18 protein-coding genes are annotated in these 21645 nt (G+C 62.7%); 8 read left to right on the top strand and 10 right to left on the bottom strand.

The window, feature by feature from the left end; translation table 11 throughout:
* Window positions 1-3: 3 nt before the first annotated feature.
* Window positions 4-222 carry a hypothetical protein gene (locus tag EFD55_RS25455; protein ID WP_125848655.1) on the bottom strand — a complete coding sequence of 73 codons (219 nt, stop codon included), beginning with the start codon at window positions 220-222 and terminating at the stop codon, window positions 4-6.
* Window positions 223-573: 351 nt separating this feature from the next.
* On the opposite strand from EFD55_RS25455, the gene EFD55_RS25450 reads away from it, so the two are divergent.
* Window positions 574-1665 carry a DUF475 domain-containing protein gene (locus EFD55_RS25450; protein WP_125848653.1) on the top strand — a complete coding sequence of 364 codons (1092 nt, stop codon included), beginning with the start codon at window positions 574-576 and terminating at the stop codon, window positions 1663-1665.
* Window positions 1666-1772: 107 nt separating this feature from the next.
* On the opposite strand, the gene EFD55_RS33295 is transcribed toward EFD55_RS25450, so the two are convergent.
* The 9 genes from EFD55_RS33295 to EFD55_RS25410 all read right to left on the bottom strand — a co-directional run bounded on the left by EFD55_RS33295 (window position 1773) and on the right by EFD55_RS25410 (window position 9132).
* Entirely contained in the window at window positions 1773-1943 is a 171-nt protein-coding gene (locus EFD55_RS33295; protein ID WP_165504915.1) for a hypothetical protein, read from the bottom strand.
* Window positions 1944-2094: 151 nt separating this feature from the next.
* On the bottom strand, window positions 2095-3612 hold the full coding sequence (locus tag EFD55_RS25445; protein ID WP_125848651.1) for a tripartite tricarboxylate transporter permease: 1518 nt from the start codon (window positions 3610-3612) through the stop codon (window positions 2095-2097).
* A 92-nt stretch (window positions 3613-3704) separates the two neighbouring features.
* Window positions 3705-4196, bottom strand: coding sequence for a tripartite tricarboxylate transporter TctB family protein (locus EFD55_RS25440; protein WP_125848649.1), 492 nt, complete (start codon window positions 4194-4196; stop codon window positions 3705-3707).
* The gene (locus EFD55_RS25435) at window positions 4193-5137 is read right to left on the bottom strand and encodes a Bug family tripartite tricarboxylate transporter substrate binding protein (RefSeq protein ID WP_125848647.1); all 945 of its coding nucleotides are present in this window, start codon (window positions 5135-5137) and stop codon (window positions 4193-4195) included. Before EFD55_RS25435 ends, EFD55_RS25440 begins: the two co-directional genes overlap by 4 nt.
* Window positions 5138-5441: 304 nt before the next feature.
* Window positions 5442-6488, bottom strand: coding sequence for an ABC transporter substrate-binding protein (locus tag EFD55_RS25430; RefSeq protein WP_125848645.1), 1047 nt, complete (start codon window positions 6486-6488; stop codon window positions 5442-5444).
* A gap of 88 nt (window positions 6489-6576) precedes the next feature.
* Entirely contained in the window at window positions 6577-7089 is a 513-nt protein-coding gene (locus EFD55_RS25425; protein ID WP_125848643.1) for a GNAT family N-acetyltransferase, read from the bottom strand.
* A gap of 32 nt (window positions 7090-7121) precedes the next feature.
* The gene (locus EFD55_RS25420) at window positions 7122-8006 is read right to left on the bottom strand and encodes an ornithine carbamoyltransferase (protein WP_125848641.1); all 885 of its coding nucleotides are present in this window, start codon (window positions 8004-8006) and stop codon (window positions 7122-7124) included.
* A 51-nt stretch (window positions 8007-8057) separates the two neighbouring features.
* On the bottom strand, window positions 8058-8330 hold the full coding sequence (locus tag EFD55_RS33885) for a hypothetical protein (protein ID WP_125848639.1): 273 nt from the start codon (window positions 8328-8330) through the stop codon (window positions 8058-8060).
* Window positions 8293-9132 (bottom strand): MerR family transcriptional regulator, encoded by an 840-nt coding sequence (locus EFD55_RS25410; protein WP_125848637.1) that lies wholly within the window; start codon window positions 9130-9132, stop codon window positions 8293-8295. Before EFD55_RS25410 ends, EFD55_RS33885 begins: the two co-directional genes overlap by 38 nt.
* Window positions 9133-9480: 348 nt before the next feature.
* Here EFD55_RS25410 and EFD55_RS25405 point away from each other — a divergent pair, with 348 nt between their 5' ends.
* The 7 genes from EFD55_RS25405 to EFD55_RS25375 all read left to right on the top strand — a co-directional run bounded on the left by EFD55_RS25405 (window position 9481) and on the right by EFD55_RS25375 (window position 21614).
* Window positions 9481-11349, top strand: a complete 1869-nt coding sequence (locus tag EFD55_RS25405; RefSeq protein ID WP_125848635.1) for a TPR end-of-group domain-containing protein — start codon at window positions 9481-9483, stop codon at window positions 11347-11349.
* A gap of 96 nt (window positions 11350-11445) precedes the next feature.
* Window positions 11446-12123, top strand: a complete 678-nt coding sequence (locus EFD55_RS25400; protein WP_125848633.1) for a response regulator — start codon at window positions 11446-11448, stop codon at window positions 12121-12123.
* Window positions 12120-13502, top strand: coding sequence for a sensor histidine kinase (locus EFD55_RS25395; RefSeq protein WP_125848631.1), 1383 nt, complete (start codon window positions 12120-12122; stop codon window positions 13500-13502). Before EFD55_RS25400 ends, EFD55_RS25395 begins: the two co-directional genes overlap by 4 nt.
* A gap of 102 nt (window positions 13503-13604) precedes the next feature.
* Entirely contained in the window at window positions 13605-16931 is a 3327-nt protein-coding gene (locus EFD55_RS25390; protein WP_125848629.1) for a transglutaminase family protein, read from the top strand.
* Window positions 16932-16968: 37 nt separating this feature from the next.
* A complete protein-coding gene (locus tag EFD55_RS25385; protein WP_125848627.1) occupies window positions 16969-19383 on the top strand; it encodes a circularly permuted type 2 ATP-grasp protein in 2415 nt (804 codons plus the stop codon).
* A gap of 5 nt (window positions 19384-19388) precedes the next feature.
* On the top strand, window positions 19389-20267 hold the full coding sequence (locus EFD55_RS25380) for a transglutaminase family protein (protein WP_125848625.1): 879 nt from the start codon (window positions 19389-19391) through the stop codon (window positions 20265-20267).
* 114 nt (window positions 20268-20381) lie between these two features.
* Window positions 20382-21614, top strand: coding sequence for a vWA domain-containing protein (locus EFD55_RS25375; protein WP_125848623.1), 1233 nt, complete (start codon window positions 20382-20384; stop codon window positions 21612-21614).
* The last annotated feature ends 31 nt before the right edge of the window (window positions 21615-21645 follow it).

Here is a 21645-nt window from a genome sequence, read left to right as displayed (position 1 = left end):
CTGTTATTTCTTGCCCTTGATGTCGGGACCGCCCTTGGAAAGATCCGCGCCGGTGACATGGGCCGGCACATGAATGTCATGGTAGACGCCGGGCGTAAGGGTCAGGTCGACATGATGCGGCGGCAGCACCTGCGCCTTCTGCATCCGGTTCGGTCTCGCCCGCTTCATGCGGTCGGATGCCTCGGTGCGTTTGTCGGGAAGATGGGTCGAAGTGTGCATCATCGGCCTCCTTTTTTAAGCTCAACCGATGCCTAACGGACGGGCTGCCGGATGGTTCCCCAAAAAACGCCAATCTTCGTGTGGTGGGCGGCCTTGACTGGCCCGGGAAGTTGATTACGTAGAGCCTGTCCCGCAGCCTTCCAGACATCGGCTGCGGGAAACTTTGGTGCCGGGCCCCTCTGGCGAGAGTTTTTACGGCGCTCTCGTGATGTCGGTACCGCCTGCAGCTTAGCCGGCGGATTTTTCATCGATGAAACAGCTCACCATGCCTTGTCAGCATGCCCGTTGTGGCATGCCGCTTATTTCCACCTTATCGATCATCTCCAACCCGCTTTGCGGCCGCGAGGTGCGGTCATGAACCAGCCTCAGACCTCCAAATCCTCGCTCGGCTATTTCCGCTGGGCTTTCATCGTCACGGCCCTTGGCCTTGTTCTTGGCGCCCTGCTCGGCTGGCAGACCACAGGCACGATCGGCGGCATGGCGATCGTCTTCTTCATCTGCACCGTGCTTGCGGTACTGGAGATCTCGCTCTCCTTCGACAATGCCATCGTTAATGCCAACAAGCTGAAGGAGATGACGCCGGTCTGGCAGAAACGCTTCCTCACCTGGGGCATCGTCATCGCCGTCTTCGGCATGCGTATCGTCTTCCCGCTGGCAATCGTCGCGATCGCGGCGCAGATCGGCCCCTGGGACGCCCTTGTTCTGGCCGCCCGCGAGCCCGATGAATATGCCCGCATCATGAACGATGCACATCTGCCGATCGCAGCCTTCGGCGGCACCTTCCTGATGATGATCGGCCTCAGCTATTTCTTCGACCATAAGAAGGAAATCCATTGGCTTCCGGGCCTGGAAAGGGTGATGGCACGTTCCGCTACCATCAAGGGCATCGAGATCGCTTTCGTGCTCGCGCTGATGCTGGCTTTCTCCTGGCTGATCGGCGGCGAGGAAGCCACCGTCTTCGTCCATTGCGCCATCTACGGCCTCCTCACCTTCCTCGCGGTCGAAGTGGTCGGCGGGCTGCTCGATGCCTCGCAGCAGACGATGGGCGCTGCCGCCAAGGGCGGTCTCGGCGCCTTCATCTATCTGGAGGTCCTGGACGCCAGCTTCTCCTTCGACGGGGTCATCGGCGCCTTTGCGCTGACGCAGAACCTCTTCGTCATTGCGATCGGCCTCGGAATCGGCGCCATGTATGTGCGCTCGATGACGATCATGCTGGTGGAGAAGGGAACGCTTGCGGAATACCGCTACCTCGAGCACGGGGCCTTCTATGCCATCCTAATCCTCTCGGTGATCATGTATGCGCAGACCTTGGTGCATATCCCCGAGGTGATCACCGGCCTTGGCGGCGCAGCCTTGATCGGCCTGTCCCTCTGGTCGTCCATCCGCCACAACAAGCGTGAACGGGTGGACGATCAGGTCGAACGGCGGGAAGAGCTTCACGCCTGACACCCCCATGCCGCAGCGCCCGGCGTTGCGGCACCACCGCCCAGACAAAAATAAAGCCCGCGACCATCCGGTTGCGGGCTGTCTCGTTCAGGGCATGCTCGAAGATCTTAGCGGATGACCTGGCCGAAGGAGACCGGGTCGATGCCGAGTTCCCTGAGGTCGCGGGCCTGCGGACGGCGGCCGGCTTCGACAGCGGCACTGACGGCATTTGCGGCGCCGAGCGCGGCGAATGCACGACCAAGGAAACCGGTATGGATGGCACTGCGGATGGCGGACATTGTCTTTTTCTTTCGCTCTGTGATTGACCTCCTACAGGTGGGAATGCTTGGAGACCTCGACAACGCACGGAACATCACCTCAGCCATGCAAAAAGAAGAGGCCGGACCATGTTTCCATGGCCGGCCCTGAGGGAGGGGTCGGTTAGTCTTTTTAGTCTTCGTTTGCCGCCAGCTGCGACAGCACCTGGCCACGACCGCGAAGCCGCAGGATCAGCGGGATGAGGAAGGCGGCGGCCGCAACGATGAGCAGGCCCGCAGCGATCGGCGACATGACAAGCGTCGTGACGTCGCCCTGGCTGATCGCCAATGCCCGGCGCAGCTGTTGTTCGGCAAGCGGTCCGAGGATCAGGCCGACGACGGTTGGCGCGATCGGATAGCCGAAGAGCCGCATCCCATAGCCGAGCAGGCCGAAGGCCAGCAGCATGCCGAGTTCGAACACCGACGGGTTGGCGCCGATCGTCCCGAGCGTGGCAAAGAGCAGGATACCGGCATAGAGCCAGTGCTTCGGGATCGTCAGCAGACGAACCCAAAGGCCGATCATCGGCAGGTTCAGCACCAGCAGCATCGCGTTGGCGATGAGCAGGCTGGCGATCAGACCCCAGACAAGCTGCGGATTGGTGGCGAAAAGCAATGGCCCCGGCTGCAACCCGTATTGCTGGAAGCCGGCGAGCATGATCGCTGCCGTCGCGGATGTCGGCAGGCCGAGCGTCAGCAGCGGCACCAGCGTGCCGGCAGCCGAGGCATTGTTGGCGGCCTCGGGTCCGGCAACGCCTTCAATCGCACCGCGACCGAATTCCTCGGGGTTCTTCGACAGCCGCTTTTCGGCGGCATAGGAAAGGAACGTGCCGATTTCCGCGCCGCCTGCCGGCATGGCGCCGATCGGAAAGCCGATCAGCGTGCCGCGCAGCCACGGTTTCCATGAACGCGCCCAATCCTCGGCAGTCATCCAGAGCGACCCCCTGACGGCTTCCACCTTGTCCTCGCCGCGTTTGCCTTGGGCGGCGATATAAAGCGTCTCGCCGATTGCGAACATGGCGACGGCCAGCGTCGTCACCTCGATACCGTCGAGCAGGTCGGGGATGCCGAAGGAGAGCCGCGCCTGGCCCGTCTGCTGGTCGATGCCGACCATGGCGAGCGCAAAGCCGATGAAGAGCGAGGTGAGACCGCGCAGCGCCGAATCCCCGAATGCCGAGGAGACGGTGACGAAGGCGAGCACCATCAGCGCGAAATATTCACGCGGTCCGAAAATCAGCGCCAGCTTGACGATATAGGGCGCGATGAAGGCCAGCCCGAGCGTTGCGATCAGGCCAGCCACGAACGAGCCGATGGCCGCCGTCGCCAGCGCCGGTCCACCGCGGCCCGCGCGCGCCATCTTGTTGCCTTCGAGCGCAGTGACGATCGAAGCGCTTTCACCCGGTGTGTTCAGGAGGATCGAGGTGGTCGAACCGCCATACATGCCGCCGTAATAGATACCAGCGAACATGATGAGCGAGCCGCCCGGATCGAGCTTGTAGGTTGCGGGCAGCAGCAGCGCCACGGTCAGCGCCGGACCGATGCCCGGGAGCACGCCGACGGCGGTGCCGAGAGTAACGCCAACGAGGGCGTAGAGCAGGTTGATCGGTTGCGCCGCAACCAGAATGCCCTGCCAGAGGAATTCGAAAGTGTTCATGTCTTCGTCCCAAGCGGAGGTTCCTGCGGGGGAACAGACCGTCCGCGCAAAAAGCAAAGGAGCCGAAAGCGCCCGACCCGTTGAGGGCGCTATCAGAAGAACAGGTGTTCGAGCGGACCGGCCGGCAGCGTAAGCTGCAGGAGCTGCGAGAAAATTGCCCAGACGACGAAGCTCAGCACGATGCCGATGGGCAACGAGATCCAGATCTGGCGCTTTCCGAAGCCGCGCGCGGTCAGCGCGAAGAGCACGCCGGTGGCGATCGAGAAGCCCGCGATACGCAACAGCAGCATCTGCCCGGCAAGACCCGCGACAATCCAGATGACCGGCGCTACTTCCTGTTGCTCACGCTCGGGAAAATCGCCGCGCCAGGCCTCGAAAGCCGTCCAGATACCAAGACAGAAGAGGCCGAATGCAACGACTTTCGGCACCGTCGAGGGACCGATCCGATCATACTGCGCGATCGTCTTCAGATGCGACGCGTCCCAGAACACCACGGCTGCGACGGCGAGAAGGAAAACGGCAATAATCAGCGCCGCCCAATCAGGGCGGCGCTTCGTTGCCGATGATGTATCGGCTTCACTCATTGAACGAGACCGATATCTTTGAGAATGCCTTCAGTGGCGGAGACATCCTTTTCGAGCTGCGCCTTGAAGGCATCGCCGGACAGGTAGGTGTCGGCCCAGCCCTTTGTCTTCAAGGTTTCCTGCCAGGCGGCAGAGCTGTGCAGCTTCTCGAAATCGGCGGTGACGGCTGCGACCTGCTCAGCCGACAGGCCGGGCGCGGCTGCGACCATGCGCCAGTTCTGGATGCTGACATCGGTGCCGGCTTCCTTCAGCGTCGGGGCATCGATACCTTCGACGCGCTTGTCGCTGGATATGGCGAGGAGACGGAGCGTGCCTGACTTCACCTGCGATTCGAACTCGCTGTAGCTCGAGACGCCGGCCGTGACCTGGCCGCCGAGAATGGCGGCGAGCGCTTCACCGCCGCCGGAGAAGGCGACATAGTTGATCTTGGTCGGGTCGACGCCGGAGGCCTTGGCGATCAGGCCGACGGCGATATGGTCGGTGCCGCCGGCGGAACCGCCGCCCCAGGAAACCGCACCCGGATCCTTCTTCAGAGCCGCGACCAGATCGGCCATGGTCTTGATCTCGGACGAGGACGGAACGACCACGGCCTCATACTCGCCGGTAAGACGAGCGATTGGCGTGACATCCTTGAGCGTGACCGGCGACTTGTTGGTGAGGATTGCGCCGACCATGACATAGCCGCCGACGATCAGCGAGTTCGGATTGCCGGCAGCCTGGCTGCTGAACTGGGCAAGACCGATTGTGCCGCCGGCGCCCGGGACGTTCTGGACCTGCACGCTGCCGGAGATCTTCTCCTGTTGCAGCACGGTCTGCAGCGAGCGGGCCGTCTGGTCCCAGCCGCCGCCGGGTGCTGCAGGCGCGATGATGGTGTAGTCGGCCGAATAGGCCGGCAGCGCGATGGCGGCTGCGAAAACGGTTACGATGAGCGTATGCTTCACGATGTCCTCCGTGGGCGGCTGAGCGACCGCCTGTTATTCTCCAGGGAATCGGAAAGGATGGCCGGCCAGCGGACATGGTTGTCCTGAGTGACGAGCGGAACTCCTCCCAAGGCTTCAGCTCTCCGCCTCCACGGAGAAGAAGTAGCCAAAGCCACCACAACAACCTGTCATTTAGCTGACATCGGCGAGATATCCAGAAGAGGGGGACACTTTTTTGCCGTAATTGGGAGACGCCGCCCTGAATTCGGCTCTTCGCAGCTGCTTGGGGTGTAGGTTTCCCGCATCAGCCGAAAGCTGACGCGCTTCACTGCGCCCGCAGAACCTCGTTCCAATGCGCGATCAGCCGCGCCCGCTTCACCTGGTCGAGATAGACCATGAGTCCGGGACTGACCGGCACCGGCCGAAGTTGGGCGCCGAGCAGCTCCTGCAGCGTATTGGCGGTATTTTCTCCCGCCACTTCGGGGCTGACGGCCGGGATCTGCAGTTCACGCGCCATGATCGTCTGCCCCTCCTTCGACATGAAGAAGGCGAGATAGCGACGCCCGAGCTCCGGTTCGGCGGCGGCCTGCGGCACCAACCCGATCCGCGACATCACCACCGTATAATCCTTCGGCAGCACGATGCCGACATCGGGGTCGCGTGAGGCCCAGTCGGCCGCATAGGAGCCGAGAATATTGTAGCCGAGCACGAAGCGCCCGTCGGCGACACGCTCGAGGATCGCCGAGCTCGTCGAATAAAGCTTGACGCCCGCCGCCCCCATCGCCCCGATCACCGACCAGATGTCGCCGAACTGCTCCTGATCGCGCGCCATGAAGAGAAAGCCGACGCCGGAGCGCTCGATATCGTAGGTGCTGATCCGGCCATAGACCGCATTGCCCTTGCGCTTCAGATAATCCACGAATTCCGCCCGTGAGCTCGGCACCGGTTCATGCGCAAAGCTCGGCTTGTGATAGACGAATACTGCCGGCTCGAAGGTCAGCGCATAGGCAGTGTTGCGCCAGTTTGCCCATTTTGGCCATGCGGCACTCATCGGCAGGTTGCTGACCTGCGCGTATCCGTCGTTGGAAAGCTTCACCTGCAGGTCCATCGCCGAAGAGAAGGCAAAATCCGCCGTCTTTCCGCCGGCATCCGTCTCCCTGACGATCCGGTCGTAGATATCGCCGGTCAGCATGTCCTCGTATTTGACCGCGATATCGGGATTTGCCTCCTGGAACCCTCGGATCATCGGCTGCGCCAGCGGCTCGTCGAGCGAGGAGTAGACGGTCAGCACTGGCGCATCGGCATTGCCCGATTTCGCCGGATAGAAGGCCTGATCGGCGAGCGCAAAGCCCGGCCAGAACGCCAGCAGCAAGATGAAAGCTCTCCTCATCTCGCAACAATGCCTGAGCACGCCGGGGGGAGCAAGGGCGCAGCCGAGCGGCACGCATTGCATGACAGGATCAGATCTCACGCTCGAAGAAGAGCAGGATCTGTCCGAGCTCCGGCGGAACCGAATAATAAGCATCCCGCTCCCGAAAGCCGAGGCGGCGATAGAGCCCCTGCGCCGCCGTCTGGAAAATGCCGGTATCGAGCCGCATCGAGAAATAACCGTCAGCTCTCGCCTGGGCGATCGAGGCCTCGCAAAGCGCCACGGCGACACCGTGACCGCGTGCAGCCGCCGAGACGAAAAGCCTTTTCATCTCCGCAATGTCAGGCGCTTGCTCGTGATGCATGACACAACCGACCGGCTCTCCGTCGAGCCAAGCCAGGAAGATCGCGCCCTTCGGCCTTTGGTGAATCTGCGGCAGGTCGACGAGCAGTGCCTCGAATTTTTGCGGATTGTAATAGAGATCGATCACCGGCCGATGCTGGGGATAATTGTCATAGAGCCACTGCCGGAACGATCGGCAGAGATCCCGCACGGCGGCGATTTCCGCCGGGCTCTCCGCGAGTTCGACTGTCAGCTCCCCCATCTACCAAACCTCCCGCTCCCTCGTCACTTTTATCATGACTGAGCTGCGCTGGTGACGACCCACTCCATCAGAGCATTCTGCGCATGCAGCAGAAAAGCCTTGGCGGCGCGGCTCCGGCAGAGCGGATGCTCCATCGCCCCGGCCGTCACCTCCTGGCCGCGCGTCACCGGCGGGCACGGCAGGAAGATCGCATCCTCTGGCAACCGATCGAGCACATCGGTCCCGATCCGGTAACCGGTGAGTTCGTCGCCGGCAGCATCGCCCGGCCATGAATCGGTGATGACGACGTCAGCATCCAAGAGTTCGCTCATGTCGGTGCCTGCGCGGAAGCGCTCATTGAGCAGCGCGCTGTCTCGGACGTGCCAGCGTTCGGGATAGACCTGGACCACCTCGATCGGCAGCGCGATCGACGCTTCGACCCAGGAGCGGAGGATTTTCGCATCCGCCGCTACGCCTACGACCTTCAGCCTGTCGATCGAGCCGCGCCGGCTCTTGATATAGGCAAGGTCGCCGAGCGTCTCGCAAGGGTGGTTGGAGCGCGTCCGCGCGTTGATGACAGGCACGGGCGAGGCCGCAGCGACCGCCTTCAGCGTTGAAAGTTCCTTCGTGCGGATCACCAGCATGTCGAACCAATTGCCGAGATAACCCGCGAGATCGCCGGTCTCCTCTCTGGCATTGAAGCCGATCGGCACATGCACGCAGATGCCGCCCATCGCCTGAATGCCGAGATCGAAGGCGGTCGTGTTGCGCCAGCCGCCGTCATCGGCAATTAGCGCCACGCGTTTGCCCGCAAGGCTCTGCGACATGGCCCGCTCATCCCAGGCTTTGGCAAGCTCACCCGCGCGAGCAATGATCGATCGAAGTCCGGGCTCCGGAATATCGTGAAACTCCAGGAAATTCCGGGCCGAACCAGTCATCTAAATCCCCGTTGCGCGTGAAAACCGCCGCCACAATAACCCGCGCCCGCCTCACGGCAATCGCCGAAAGAACAGCCCGCTGAACCTGCCATCCGCAGCAAGCGCAAATCTCCATTCCATCGCGGCGTTTTCGAAGGCGACGTCATAGACGTCCCACCCGTCGGACGACACGCCCCTGAAGGAAATCGACCTCAACGCACCCGCCCGCTCCAGGTCCGCGCGGATCATCGGCATCTGCTCCCGTCCTGCATCGGCAAGTGCGGGAACCATCCTGTCATAGTCGACCTCACCGTTCTGATGTTCGGCGATCACACTGCGCAGCAACGCTTCGCTGTTGTCGACCGGCCGCCTGTTTTTCGTCCGGTTCTCCAGGTCGGCGACCAGCTTTGCCGCCTCCGCCAGCATCGATCCGCGGCGCCTCCTGCTCATATCCGTTCTGATGCAGCACAAGGCCATTCACCCGCCCGTCCGGTCCACGGCGGAAGCTGAGCTGCGCCGCAACCACGCGATAGAAGAATTCGTCTTCCTTCTCCGGGTAGATATCGAGGGCCTCCTGCCCGAGCACCCGCGCCGTCAGTCCGCCCTCGCGTCGGGCAATCGCGATACTGCTGCCCCAATCGAAGAGATAAGCGCCGAGATAATGATCAAGGAGTTCGGGGGCAATCTCGCCTTCCGTGCGCGGTCGCGCCTGCTCGTAGCGCCGCCAAGCGACAGCATCGGCGGATTGATCGGTCATACTAGTCTCCTTCGCTATGCTAACGAGTTCGTTGATCGAGATGGGTTCTCCCGCAGCGATCCGCTGCCGCAAGGCATTGATCCGTGAGAGACTGTCTTCCACACGGCTGCGCAGCGAGAGCAATTGCGTTTGCTGCATGACAAGCGTCCGGTCGAGATCGGTTGCCTGACCGGCCAGCAGTTCGGTGATCCTAGCCAGACTGAGCCCTAATCGCTTGAGCGCCAGGATCTCATTCAGCCGCGCGAGCTCCTCGACACCGTAGAGCCGCCAGTTCTTGCCGGTTCGCCACGGATTGATCAGCCCGCGTTTCTCATAGAGGCGAAGGGCCTTTACCGTCAGCCCGATCCGCTCGGCGCATTCGGCCGCCGTCAACCAGAGATTCTCGTTCATTCGCTCGTTCATAATGCCCTCGCGAATCGTCTTCTAGGCTATGCCCCTGGGTCCGGCTCAAGCCCTAAATCGATCGGCGATCGGTTTTTGTGGTGACGATCCCGAAAGCATCTATCGAAGCAAAAACACTCCACTTCTCCAATTGGAATCCAATTTTCATCACAAAGGATTAGTGCCGACCGTCATCCTTCACCCATTTAGAGTATTGATGAAGATCGGCGACGTTATATGGTCGCGCTGCCGCGTCAAAACGTCGAGACCGCCCGGATTTTTATTCGGGTGACGACTCTGCGCGACAAAAACTCTATAAAAAGCTAGATTAAACTGGGAAGATCCATGGGAGGGGTCATGGAACGACGACTGAGCGCTATTCTCGCTGCGGATGTCGTCGGCTACAGCCGGCTGATGGGCATCGATGAGTCAGGCACGCTGCAGGCATTGAACCGCCATCGCTGCGAGCTGGTCGATATTCGTATCTCGGACTACAAGGGCAGGATCGTCAAACTCACCGGCGACGGCATCCTTGCCGAGTTCCAGAGCGTGGTGAATGCGGTCGCCTGCGCCGCCGAAATCCAGCGCAGCATGTCGGCCCGCAACGAGAACGTGCCCAAAGACGAGCGCGTCGAGTTCCGCATCGGCATCAATCTCGGCGACGTCGTGGTCGAGAACGGCGACATATTCGGCGATGGCGTCAATCTTGCCGCCAGGCTTGAACGCATCGCCCCGCCGGGCGGCATCGCCGTGTCCGCTTCGGTGCGCGATCAGGTCGGTTCGCGCCTCAATCTCGGTTTCGAATTCATCGGCGAGCATTCGTTGAAGAACATCCGGCAGCCCGTTCAGGTCTATACCGTCACCTTCGTGCCGCCGACGTCCACCAGGTTGGTCGCGCAGAACCGCAACACCTGCTTCATCGCCGTTCTGCCCTTCACCAATATGAGCGGTGACGCCGATCAGGATTATTTCTCCGACGGCATCACCGAAGACATCATCACCGATCTCTCCAAGATCTCCAGCCTGCACGTCGTGCCGCGCAACACCATCTTCACCTACAAGGGCACATCGGTGAAGGTGAAGCCGCTCGCCCAGGAGCTCGGCGTGCGCTACGTGCTCGAGGGAAGTGTCCGCATCGTCGGCAAGCGCGTGCGAATCTCCGGCCAGTTGATCGACACCGCCAATGGTGACCACCTCTGGGCCGAGCGCTACGACCGCGACATGACCGATATCTTTGCGATCCAGGACGAGATCACCCATGCGATCGTCGGCCAGTTGAAGGTGCGCCTGCTGCCGGAGGAGAAGAAGGCGATCGCCAACGAGCCGACCGCCAATGTCGAGGCCTATACCTATTATCTCAGAGGCCGACAGCTTTCCCACACCTGGACGAAATCCTACCTCCAGCTCGCAAGACGCATGTTCTACAAGGCAGTCGAACTCGATCCCGACTATGCCCGCGCCTATGCCGGCATTGCCGATTGCGACGCCGCGATCCGCGATTGGTCGCCGGATGACGTGCCGCTGAGACGCATCCTCGACATGAGCGCCCGCGCCCTCGAGCTCGATCCGGATCTGCCTGAAGCCCATGCCTCGCGCGGCCTCGCCCTGCATCAGAGCGGCCAGGACGAAAAGGCGATCGCCGCCTTCGAGCGTGCGCTGGCGCTCGACCCGAACCTCTACGAGGCGAATTTCCACTATGCCCGCTTCTTCTTCATGCGCGGCGACTTTGCCGATGCCGTTCAATATTTCACCCGTGCCGCCGATATCCGCCCTGACGACTACGTCTCGCCTATACATCTGATGACCGCCTACCGGTCGCTCGGCCGCATGGTGGATACGGAAAACTGGGCGCGCCTCGGCCTGCAGCGCGCCGAACGCGCGCTGAACCTCAACCCGGAAAATTCAGGTCCTGCCCATCGCGGCGCGCTGGCGCTTGCCCATCTCGGCGATGCGGCAAGGGCGCGAGACTGGGCCGCACGCGCGCTCGCCATCGACCCTGACGACATCGTCGCCCAGTATAATCTCGCCTGCGTTCACTCCGTCCTCGGCGATGTCGACAAGGCGATCGACCTCCTGGAGCGGCTGCTTCCGAACAGCTCGGTCTATCATATCAAATGGTTCAACAATGATTCCGACCTCGACAATATTCGCCACGATCCCCGCTTCCAGAAGCTCCTCGCCGCCGCGATGACGCAGCGTGAACGCATCGAGAAGACCGGGAGCTGAGGTCGAGCTTTTCCTGGCCGTTCACCCAATCTGAAAATCGCTGTGACATCCCTCCGTCACCTCTGTAATCTCCCTTGAAAAATCGGGGGAACATCCGTGCGTATCCTGCTCACCGAAGACAATATCGCGCTGGCCGACGGCCTGTCGGCGATCTTGCGGGGCACGGGCCATGCCGTCGATGTCGTCCATGACGGGGCATCCGCCAATGCGGTCATCGCCGCGGAAAATTTCGATCTTGTCATTCTCGACCTCAACTTGCCCGAGATGGACGGGCTCGACGTGCTGCGCGCCATGCGGGCCCGGCAAAATCAGGCTGCCGTCCTCATCCTGACGGCGCGCGGCACGCCGGAAGAACGGGTGAAGGGTCTCGATCTCGGCGCCGACGACTATCTGATCAAACCTTTCGACATTGCCGAATTCGAGGCACGTGTGCGCGTGTTGCTGCGCCGCCAGGCCGGGTTGCGTTCTGCGACGGTCGGCTTCGGCGGCATTTCCTTCGATCTCACCTCCCGCACCTTTTCATCAGGCGCGACACCCCTCGATATTCCCGCCCGCGAGCTCGGTCTACTCGAAATTCTCTTCATGAGGGCCGGCAAGGTCGTCGCCAAGGAAGCGATCATGCAGTCGCTGACGGCCTTCGACGACGACATTTCCGCAAATGCCATCGAGCAATATGTCAGCCGTCTGAGGAAACGCCTCTCGCCGCACGGCCTGACGGTCAAGACCGCCCGCGGCATCGGCTATTATCTCGACAAGCTGCCAGAGACCCCATGAAAGCAGCCTATTCCCTCAGGCGCCGGCTGCTCTTCTGGCTTCTCGTCTCGACAGCCGTCATCGGCACGCTGGCGCTCGCCGATACCTATCGCGAGGCGGTCCAGACCTCGAACATCGTTTCCGACCGCGTGCTTGCCGGCTCGGCACTCGCAATCGCCGAACGCGTCGTCGTCGCCGAGGATGGGACGCTGCAGGTCGACATCCCCTATGTCGCGCTTGAAATGCTGACCTCGGCAGCGCAAGACCGCGTCTTCTACCGTGTTGACGGCCCGCCGGGCCAATTCATCACAGGCTATCAATCCCTGCCGGTCCTGAAGAAGGCGCCGGGCGATGCCGCCGCCTTCGCCGACGATACCTTCCGGGGCGAACCGATCCGTGTGGCGACGCTCGAACGCTCCGCCTCGACCGGTATCCGCTCCGTGCCCTTCGTCGTCACCGTCGCCGAAACCACCATCGCTCGCCGGCAGCTGGCGCAGGCGATCCTCGTCCGCTCGGCGCTACGCCTCGCCTTCATGATCGTGGGCGCGGCCGTCATCGTCTGGATCTCGGTCACGGTGGCGCTGCGCCCGCTCTACAAGCTCGGCGACGCCATCGGTGAGCGCAGCCCCGATGATCTGCATCCGATCGAGGAGACCGTGCCGAGTGAAGTCGAGCCGCTGGTCGGTACGGTGAATTCCTTCATGGTCCGCCTGCAGTCGGCGCTCGATGCACTGCGCCATTTCACCGGCAATGCCAGCCACCAGCTGCGCACGCCGCTTGCCATCATCCGCACCCAGCTCGCCCTTTCCGCCCGCGCCGGCTCGCTTGACGAGGCCCAGGCGGCGGCTCTGAAGGGCGACCAGGCCGTGGCCCATGCCGAGCGCATCCTTGCCCAGCTTCTGCTGATGGCGAAGATCGACGCCGCCACCGCCAAGGAAGCGCTGACCGCCACATCAATCGATCTCGCCGCCATCGCGCAGGAAATCACCGGCGAGCAGATCCCGACGGCCGCCGTCGCCGGCATCGATCTCGGCTTCGAGGGCGAGAGCCCAGCGATGATCCGCGCCGAATCGCTGCTGATCGGCGAATTGCTGCGCAATTTGGCGGGCAACGCCATCGCCTATGCCGGCCAGGGAGCGGAGGTCACCGTCCGCATCGTCGCATCTCCTGAGACGATCCGCCTCGAAGTCGAGGACAACGGCCCCGGCATTCCGCGCGAGAAGCTGGAGGCAGTGCGCGGGCGTTTTTCGCGCGGCAATGAATCCGGCGCGCCAGGCGCCGGCCTCGGCCTGCCGATTGTCGAAGAAATCGCCAATCTTTTCAATGCCGCCCTGACGCTGGAGCCTGGAATGGGCGGCCGGGGCCTGAAGGCCACCGTCACCTTCGCCAAGGCGGCATAAAAGCCGGAGACCTTTCCACCTTGCTTTCTTTCGCTGCATTGCACACACTGATTTCGGGAACAGCAAGCCGCACAACGATGCGCGCCGGATAAAAAGAGAAATATGTCGATCAAAGCCAGCATCTATCACCTGACGCACTACACCTACGACAAACCGGTCCAGCTCGGCCCACAGATCATCCGGTTGAAACCGGCCTCGCATTCGAAGACACGGGTGCTCAGCCACTCGCTGAAGGTCACGCCCTCCAATCACTTCGTCAATCTGCAGCAGGACCCCTACGGCAACTACCTTGCCCGCTATGTCTTCCCGGACCCGGTGACGGAGTTCAAGATCGAGGTCGACCTCGTCGCCGATATGACGGTCTACAATCCCTTCGACTTCTTCGTCGAGGAAGAAGCGACCAAATGGCCCTTCGACTATCCTGAAACGATCCGCGAGGATCTGTCGATCTATATGACACCGGAGCCGGCCGGCCCGCGCCTCAAGGCGCTGCTGCCGACGCTCGACTGGTCGCCCGGCCAGCCGACGGTCGATATGGTCGTCGGTTTGAATGCACGCCTGCAGCGGCAGATCGGCTATGTCATCCGCATGGAAGCCGGCGTCCAGACGCCGGAGGAGACGCTGGAAACCGCCAAGGGCTCCTGCCGCGACACCAGCTGGCTGCTCGTCCAAATCCTCCGCCATCTCGGCCTTGCCGCCCGCTTCGTCTCCGGTTACCTCATCCAGCTGACGCCGGATCTGAAGGCGCTCGACGGTCCCTCCGGCACCGAGGTCGATTTCACCGACCTGCATGCCTGGGCCGAGGTCTATCTGCCCGGCGCCGGCTGGGTCGGCCTCGATCCGACGTCCGGCCTCCTGACCGGTGAAAGCCATATCCCGCTTGCCGCCACGCCGCATTACCGCAACGCCGCCCCGATCTCGGGCGGTTATTTCGGCGAGGCCGAAACCGAATTCGCCTTCGACATGAAGGTCTCGCGCGTCGCCGAGCACCCGCGCATCACCAAGCCCTTCTCCGATGAAAGCTGGGAAGAGCTCAATCAACTCGGCGAAAAGGTCGACCGCGTCCTCGAAGCCGAAGACGTGCACCTGACGATGGGCGGCGAGCCGACCTTCGTCTCGATCGACGATTTCCAGTCCGAGGAGTGGAACACCGCCGCCGTCGGCCCGACCAAGCGCGAAAAGGCCGACAGCCTGAACCGCCGGCTGCATGAGCGCTTCGCCCCCGGCGGCTTCCTGCATTACGGCCAGGGCAAATGGTATCCGGGCGAAAGCCTGCCGCGCTGGACCTTTTCGCTCTACTGGCGCCGCGACGGAAAGCCAATCTGGCAGAACCTCGATCTGGTCGCCGCCGAAGGCAAGGATACCGGTGTTGCGGCCGAGGATGCAGAGAAGCTCTTGACGGCGATCGCCAAGGAATTGGCGATCAAGCCCGACATGGTGCAGCCAGCCTATGAGGATACTGCCGACTGGATCATCAAGGAAGGCAGTCTTCCTGAAAACGTCGATCCGTCGAATTCGAAATTGAAAGACCCCGAGGAGCGCAACCGTATCGCCCGCGTCTTTGCCCGCGGCCTCACCGTCCCCACAGGTTACCTCCTTCCGGTTCAGGCGTGGAATGCCAAACCGGCCGAAGCGCGCGTCTGGATCCGCGAGAAATGGCGCACCCGCCGCGGCAAGATCTTCCTCGTCCCCGGCGACAGCCCGATCGGTTACCGCCTGCCGCTCGGCACATTGCCCTATGTTCCGCCGGCACGTTATCCCTATATCCACCCGGCCGATCCGACCATTCCGCGCCAACCGCTGCCCGACGTTTTCGTGCCGGCCGGCCGCGCCATGCCGGAAGCCTCCTTCCATGCCGACGAGAGCAATCGCGGACGGATTGAACAGACGCTGGGCGAAATCGGCGGGGCCGTGCGCACCGCCATGTCGGTCGAGCCGCGCGACGGCAGGCTCTGCGTCTTCATGCCGCCGGTCGAACGCATTGAGGATTATCTCGAGCTGATCGCCGCGGCCGAAAACGCCGCCACCGAACTCAAGCTTCCCGTCCATATCGAAGGTTACCCGCCGCCGCAGGACGAGCGCATCAACGTCATCCGCGTCGCCCCGGATCCCGGCGTCATCGAGGTCAATATCCATCCGGCCTCGAACTGGAAGGAATGCGTCGATATCACCACGGCGATCTACGAAGAGGCGCGCGCCACCCGGCTCGGCGCCGACAAGTTCATGATCGACGGCCGCCACACCGGCACCGGCGGCGGCAACCATGTCGTCGTGGGCAGCGCCAATCCGAACAACAGCCCCTTCCTGCGCCGTCCCGATCTCTTGAAGAGCGTCGTCCTCCACTGGCAGCGCCACCCCTCGCTCTCCTATCTTTTCTCCGGCATGTTCATCGGCCCGACCAGCCAGGCGCCGCGCATCGACGAGGCCCGCCACGACAGCCTCTACGAGCTGGAGATCGCCATGGCACAGATCGGAGCACCCGGCCGCGGCCAGCAGCCGCTGCCCTGGCTCGTCGACCGCCTGTTCCGCAATCTGCTGACCGATGTCACCGGCAACACTCACCGCGCCGAAATCTGCATCGACAAGCTGTTTTCGCCCGACGGCCCGACCGGACGGCTCGGCCTCATCGAGTTCCGCGGCTTCGAGATGCCGCCGAACGCGCGCATGTCGCTCGCGCAGCAATTGCTGGTGCGCGCGCTGATCGCCCGCTTCTGGGTCAACCCGGTCGACGGCAAGTTCGTCCGCTGGGGCACGACCCTGCACGACCGTTTCATGCTGCCGCATTTTGTCTGGGCCGATTTCCTCGACGTGCTCGCCGATCTTGGCGAAAACGGCTTCGACCTCAGCCCGGAATGGTTCAAGGCCCAGCTCGAATTCCGCTTCCCCTTCTGCGGCGAGGTCGAATACGAAGGCTCGAAGCTGGAACTGCGCCAGGCGCTGGAGCCTTGGCATGTCATGGGCGAGGAAGGGGCGCCGGGCGGCACCGTCCGTTACGTCGACAGCTCCGTCGAACGCCTTCAGGTGCGGCTCGAGACCAACAATACCTCGCGCTATACCGTCACCTGCAACGGCCGCACCCTGCCGCTGACGCCGACCGGCACCTCGGGCGTCTCGGTCGCCGGCGTCCGTTACAAGGCGTGGCAGCCTGCCTCCGGCCTGCATCCCGTCCTGCCGATCAACACGCCTTTGACTTTTGACATTTATGATACATGGTCGAAGCGTTCGATCGGCGGCTGCATCTATCATGTTGCCCATCCGGGCGGCCGGACCTATGACACCTTCCCGGTTAACGGCAACGAGGCGGAAGCAAGGCGGCTCGCCCGCTTCGAGCCGTGGGGTCATACGGCGGGCGGTTATATCCCGCGCGCCGAGGCGGGTTCGCCGGAATTCCCGCTGACGTTGGATCTGAGGCGGCCCGCCGGAATTTAAGGCCGGGGGCTACGCCGAGGGTTAAGGTTGGAATTTGATGAGTAAGAGGCCGGCAGTGGAGCGCAGGGGAGAGGCAGAGGACCGCATCAAGGATGCGGCCTTCGACTATGCGCCGCCTCCTGGTACCGCTGACGAGATGGTCGACAACAAAGGCGTGATCCGCCCCGTCTGGCAGCGCTTCCTCTCGCATCTGAGCGCAATGCCCGAAAAGGATCTCGCCGAGCGTTTCGCCCGCGCCGACCGCTACCTGCGCGATGCCGGCGTCTTCTATCGCGCCTATGGCAGCAAGGGCACCGGCGAACGCGCCTGGCCGCTCTCGCATATTCCGGTGCTGATCGACGAGCGCGAATGGCAGGCGCTATCGGCGGGCCTCGTCCAGCGCGCCGACCTCCTGGAGGCGATCGTCGCCGATATTTACGGCGAAAACCGGCTGGTGCAGGAAGGCTTTCTGCCGCCGGCGCTGATCGCCGCCAATCCCGAATTCCAGCGCCCGCTTGCGGGCATCCGGCCGGCATCCGGCCACTACCTGCATTTCTGCGCCTTCGAGATCGGACGCGGGCCCGACGGCAACTGGTGGGTGCTGGCCGACCGGACGCAGGCTCCATCAGGCGCCGGTTTCGCACTGGAAAACCGTGTCGCAACAACCCGGGCCTTCTCGGATATCTATGCCGAAACCCCGGTCCACCGCCTCGCCTCCTTCTTCGGTGCCTTCCGCGACGCGCTTCAGGGCATGAAGCATTCGGGCGACGACCGCATCGCCGTGCTGACGCCCGGTCCCGCCAACGAGACCTACTACGAGCACGCTTACATCGCCCGTTATCTCGGCTTCATGCTGCTTGAGGGCGAGGATCTCACCGTCGTCAAGGGCCGCATCATGGTGCGCACGGTCGCTGGCCTCAAGCCGATCGGCGTGCTCTGGCGCCGTCTCGATTCGGCCTTCGCCGATCCGCTGGAGCTGAACCAGAATTCGCATATCGGCACGCCAGGCCTCGTCGAAGCGCTGCGCGCCGAAAGCGTCACCATCGTCAATGCGCTCGGCACCGGCATTCTCGAAACCCGGGCGCTTCTCGCCTTCATGCCGACCATCTGTCGGCATCTTCTGGGCAAGGATCTGCAACTGCCCTCGATCGCCACCTGGTGGTGCGGCCAGCAGGAAGAGCGCGAGCATGTCGCCGAGAATATCGAGAAGATGGTGATCGGCCCGGCCTATTCCCGCGCTCCCTTCTTCGACGACAATGGCGAATCCGTGCTCGGCTCTTCGCTGCGTGCGACCGCCAAGGATTCCATCACCGGCTGGCTGAATTCCGACGGCCCGAAACTGGTCGGCCAGGAAGTCGTGACGCTGTCGACGACGCCGGCCTGGGTGGACGGCAAGCTCGTGCCGCGGCCGATGTCGCTGCGCGTCTTCGCCGCCCGCACCACAAACGGCTGGCAGATCATGCCCGGCGGTTTCGCCCGTATCGGCTCCGGTGCCGATGTCGCGGCAATCGCCATGCAATCGGGCGGAGCGGCCGCCGACGTCTGGATCGTCAGCGACAAGCCGGTCGAGCGCCACACCTTGCTCCCGGCCGAAGGCAGCTTCACCCGCAACATGCCCGGCAGCCTGCCGAGCCGGGCGGCCGACAATCTGTTCTGGCTCGGCCGCTACATCGAACGCGCCGAAGGGGCGTTGCGCATCCTGCGCGCCTGGCATGCGCGTTTTGCCGAAGCTGCCGATCCCAGCCAGCCGCTGCTCGCCGACGTCTCCGCCTATCTCGCGGCCGTCGATATCGATACCGCCGAGCCGGTGCCGGAAACGCTGCTGCGCAATATCGACAGCGCCGTTTATTCGGCCAGCAACATCCGCGACCGTTTCTCGCCGGACGGCTGGCTGGCGCTCAACGATCTCGCAAAGACGACCCGCCGCTTTCACGTCACCGTCTCTGCGGGCGACGACGCCAGCCATGCGATGACCATCCTCCTGCGCAAGCTTGCGGGCTTCGCCGGTCTCGTGCACGAAAACATGTACCGCTTCACCGGCTGGCGCTTCCTTTCGCTCGGCCGCTATATCGAGCGCGGCCTGCATATGACGCGTCTGCTCGGCCACATGTCCGGCGCGGAAGCCCCTGACGGCGCGCTCGACATGCTGCTCGAGATCGGCGATAGCGTCATGACCCACCGCCGCCGCTACAACGTCAACACGGCGCGGCTGACCGTCACCGACCTGCTGGCGCTCGACCCCCTTAACCCTCGCTCGGTCCTTTTCCAGGTGAACGAGATCCACCACGAAGTCGAGCAACTGCCGAATGCGCTGATCAACGGCCAGATGTCGCCCTTCTACCGCGAGGCGATGCGGCTCCATTCCGGCCTGGCGGTGATGACGCCTGAAGGCATGGGGGTCGAGGTCTATCAGCGGCTCGAACGCGAATTGGAGCAGCTTTCCGATCTGCTCGCCCAGACCTATCTCGGGTGATGGCGATGCTCTACGATCTTTCCCTCCGCATGGGTTACAGCTACGACGTGCCGGCCTCCGGCGCCCGTCACATCATGCGCCTGATGCCGCTGTCGCTGGCGAACCGCCAGCGCCTGGTCGCCGGGTCCATTACCATCTCGCCGACGCCGGACGAACAGTCGCATTTCGTCGATTTCTTCGATCATCCCGCCACCTCCTTCATGCTGCGGGCGCCGCATGAGGCGCTTGATATTCGCATGCAAGCCCGCGTACAGGTCGAAAGCCAGCCGATCGCCGCCGATTTCTCGCCGCTGCTTGCCGACCTGCCGGAGGAGATATCGGGAATCTGGTCGCTGGCGCCGGATTCGCCGCACCACTTCCTCGGCAACAGCCCGCGCCTGACGCAAGCGCGCGAAATCTCCGACTATGCGCGAAGCTGCGCCAGGCCGGAGCTGACGGCAATGCAGATCGCCCATGCGCTTTGTGCCCGCGTCAACAAGGATTTCACCTACGATCCCGAGGCGACGACCGTCGACACGACTCCGCTTGAGGCTTTCAGGCTGAAGCGCGGCGTCTGCCAGGATTTCACCCACATCATGATCCTGGCGCTTCGAAGCCTCGGCATTCCGGCGGGCTACGTCTCCGGTTTCCTGCGCACCATCCCACCACCCGGCAAGGAACGGCTGGAAGGGGCGGACGCCATGCATGCCTGGGTGCGGATCTGGTGCGGCGAGACGATCGGCTGGATCGAACTCGACCCGACCAACAACATCCCGGCCGGCATGGACCACATCGTCGTTGCCTACGGCCGGGACTATTCCGACGTCGTCCCCGTCATCGGCGTCTTGAAAAGCTATGGCGGCCAGCGCGCCGTCCAGGCGGTCGACGTGATCCCGCTGAAATAATCCCAAAACTGGAAAAAACCGCCAATTCGTTAAAATTGTATTGACGCCGTAAGAACGCCGGAAAGGAGAGGCGTGCGTAAATCACCCCACAGGGTTTCCAGTTAGGTGAACATGATGAGCACCTCCTTTTTGCATCCCTGCCTGCGACGCATGTTCAGCGATCGAGGCGGTAACTTCGGCGTCATGACCGCGATCCTGATGCCCGTTCTTCTTGGCGCTGCCGGCATGGCGATCCAGGTGGGCGATATTTTGCTCTCGAAACAACAGTTGCAGGAAGCAGCCGATTCGGCTGCGCTGGCAACCGCTACCGCCTTGGCGAACGGCACGATCCAAACCTCGCAGGCTGAGACCTTCGCGCGGAATTTCGTCGCCGGGCAAATGGCGAACTACCTGCAGACTGGCGTCGATATCCAGAACGCGACCGTCGTCAATGTCCAGACGACTACATCGGGCAAGTCGACAACCTACCAGGTGACGGTTTCACCGAGCTATGATCTAGCGGTCAATCCACTCATGCAGGCGATCGGCTTCAGCACGCAGCATCTTTCAACGTCGGGCACGACGACCAGCGGCCATTCGCAAAGCCAGGGTTCGATTTCCATGTACCTCGCGCTCGATAAATCGGGGTCGATGGGAGATCCTACGGCGACCGTCAATGAGGACGATCCAACGGAACCATTCACCTATGACTGCAACGGTCACTACAATAAGAAGGACAAGTGGGTTTTCGACACCTGCACCGGCAGCCGCACAAAGTACTACACAAAGATAGAGGCGCTGAAGATCGCGGCCGGAAACCTCTTCAGCCAACTCAACAGCGCCGATCCCAACGCCGAATATGTACGCACCGGGGCCGTTTCCTACGATCTGGTCCAGTACACGCCAAGCAATCTTGCATGGGGAACCACCGGCGTCACCAGCTATGTCAACGCACTTCAGACCGGAGGCGGCACGAATTCAAGCGGCGCCGTGAGCACGGCCTATTCGTCCCTGACTGCCAAAAACGCTGCCGGCAACGATGCCGAGGACGCCGCCCACAAGCAGAAAACCGGACAAGTGCCCAAAAAATACATCGTCTTCATGACGGACGGCGATAATAACGACGATAGCCGTGGCGGCCGGTCATACGACACCTTGACCAAATCGACATGTGACACCGCGAAGTCCAAGGGCATCGAAATCTATACGATCGCTTTCATGGCGCCCGAGGGCGGACAGGCGCTGCTGCATTATTGCGCCTCCGATGACGCCCATTATTTCCAGGCGGAAAAAATGGAAGACCTGCTGGCCGCGTTCAAGGCGATCGGGGCGAAGGCTTCCGCACAGGTGACGCGCTTGACGAACTGACAACGCCGCAGTGAAAGAGCCAAACGAAAAG

This window comes from Rhizobium pisi (assembly GCF_003938655.1).
Classification (GTDB): Bacteria; Pseudomonadota; Alphaproteobacteria; order Rhizobiales; family Rhizobiaceae; genus Rhizobium; species Rhizobium pisi.
Note: the sequence above shows the minus strand (reverse complement) of the source record. Positions and strands in the feature narration are given on the sequence as shown.

Coding starts and splice junctions, on each gene's coding strand:
- EFD55_RS25455 (WP_125848655.1), bottom strand. CDS start 222: ATGATGCACACTTCGACCCATCTTCCCGACAAACGCACCGAGGCATCC.
- EFD55_RS25450 (WP_125848653.1), top strand. CDS start 574: ATGAACCAGCCTCAGACCTCCAAATCCTCGCTCGGCTATTTCCGCTGG.
- EFD55_RS33295 (WP_165504915.1), bottom strand. CDS start 1,943: ATGTCCGCCATCCGCAGTGCCATCCATACCGGTTTCCTTGGTCGTGCA.
- EFD55_RS25445 (WP_125848651.1), bottom strand. CDS start 3,612: ATGAACACTTTCGAATTCCTCTGGCAGGGCATTCTGGTTGCGGCGCAA.
- EFD55_RS25440 (WP_125848649.1), bottom strand. CDS start 4,196: ATGAGTGAAGCCGATACATCATCGGCAACGAAGCGCCGCCCTGATTGG.
- EFD55_RS25425 (WP_125848643.1), bottom strand. CDS start 7,089: ATGGGGGAGCTGACAGTCGAACTCGCGGAGAGCCCGGCGGAAATCGCC.
- EFD55_RS25420 (WP_125848641.1), bottom strand. CDS start 8,006: ATGACTGGTTCGGCCCGGAATTTCCTGGAGTTTCACGATATTCCGGAG.
- EFD55_RS25410 (WP_125848637.1), bottom strand. CDS start 9,132: ATGAACGAGAATCTCTGGTTGACGGCGGCCGAATGCGCCGAGCGGATC.
- EFD55_RS25405 (WP_125848635.1), top strand. CDS start 9,481: ATGGAACGACGACTGAGCGCTATTCTCGCTGCGGATGTCGTCGGCTAC.
- EFD55_RS25395 (WP_125848631.1), top strand. CDS start 12,120: ATGAAAGCAGCCTATTCCCTCAGGCGCCGGCTGCTCTTCTGGCTTCTC.
- EFD55_RS25390 (WP_125848629.1), top strand. CDS start 13,605: ATGTCGATCAAAGCCAGCATCTATCACCTGACGCACTACACCTACGAC.
- EFD55_RS25385 (WP_125848627.1), top strand. CDS start 16,969: ATGAGTAAGAGGCCGGCAGTGGAGCGCAGGGGAGAGGCAGAGGACCGC.
- EFD55_RS25380 (WP_125848625.1), top strand. CDS start 19,389: ATGCTCTACGATCTTTCCCTCCGCATGGGTTACAGCTACGACGTGCCG.
- EFD55_RS25375 (WP_125848623.1), top strand. CDS start 20,382: ATGAGCACCTCCTTTTTGCATCCCTGCCTGCGACGCATGTTCAGCGAT.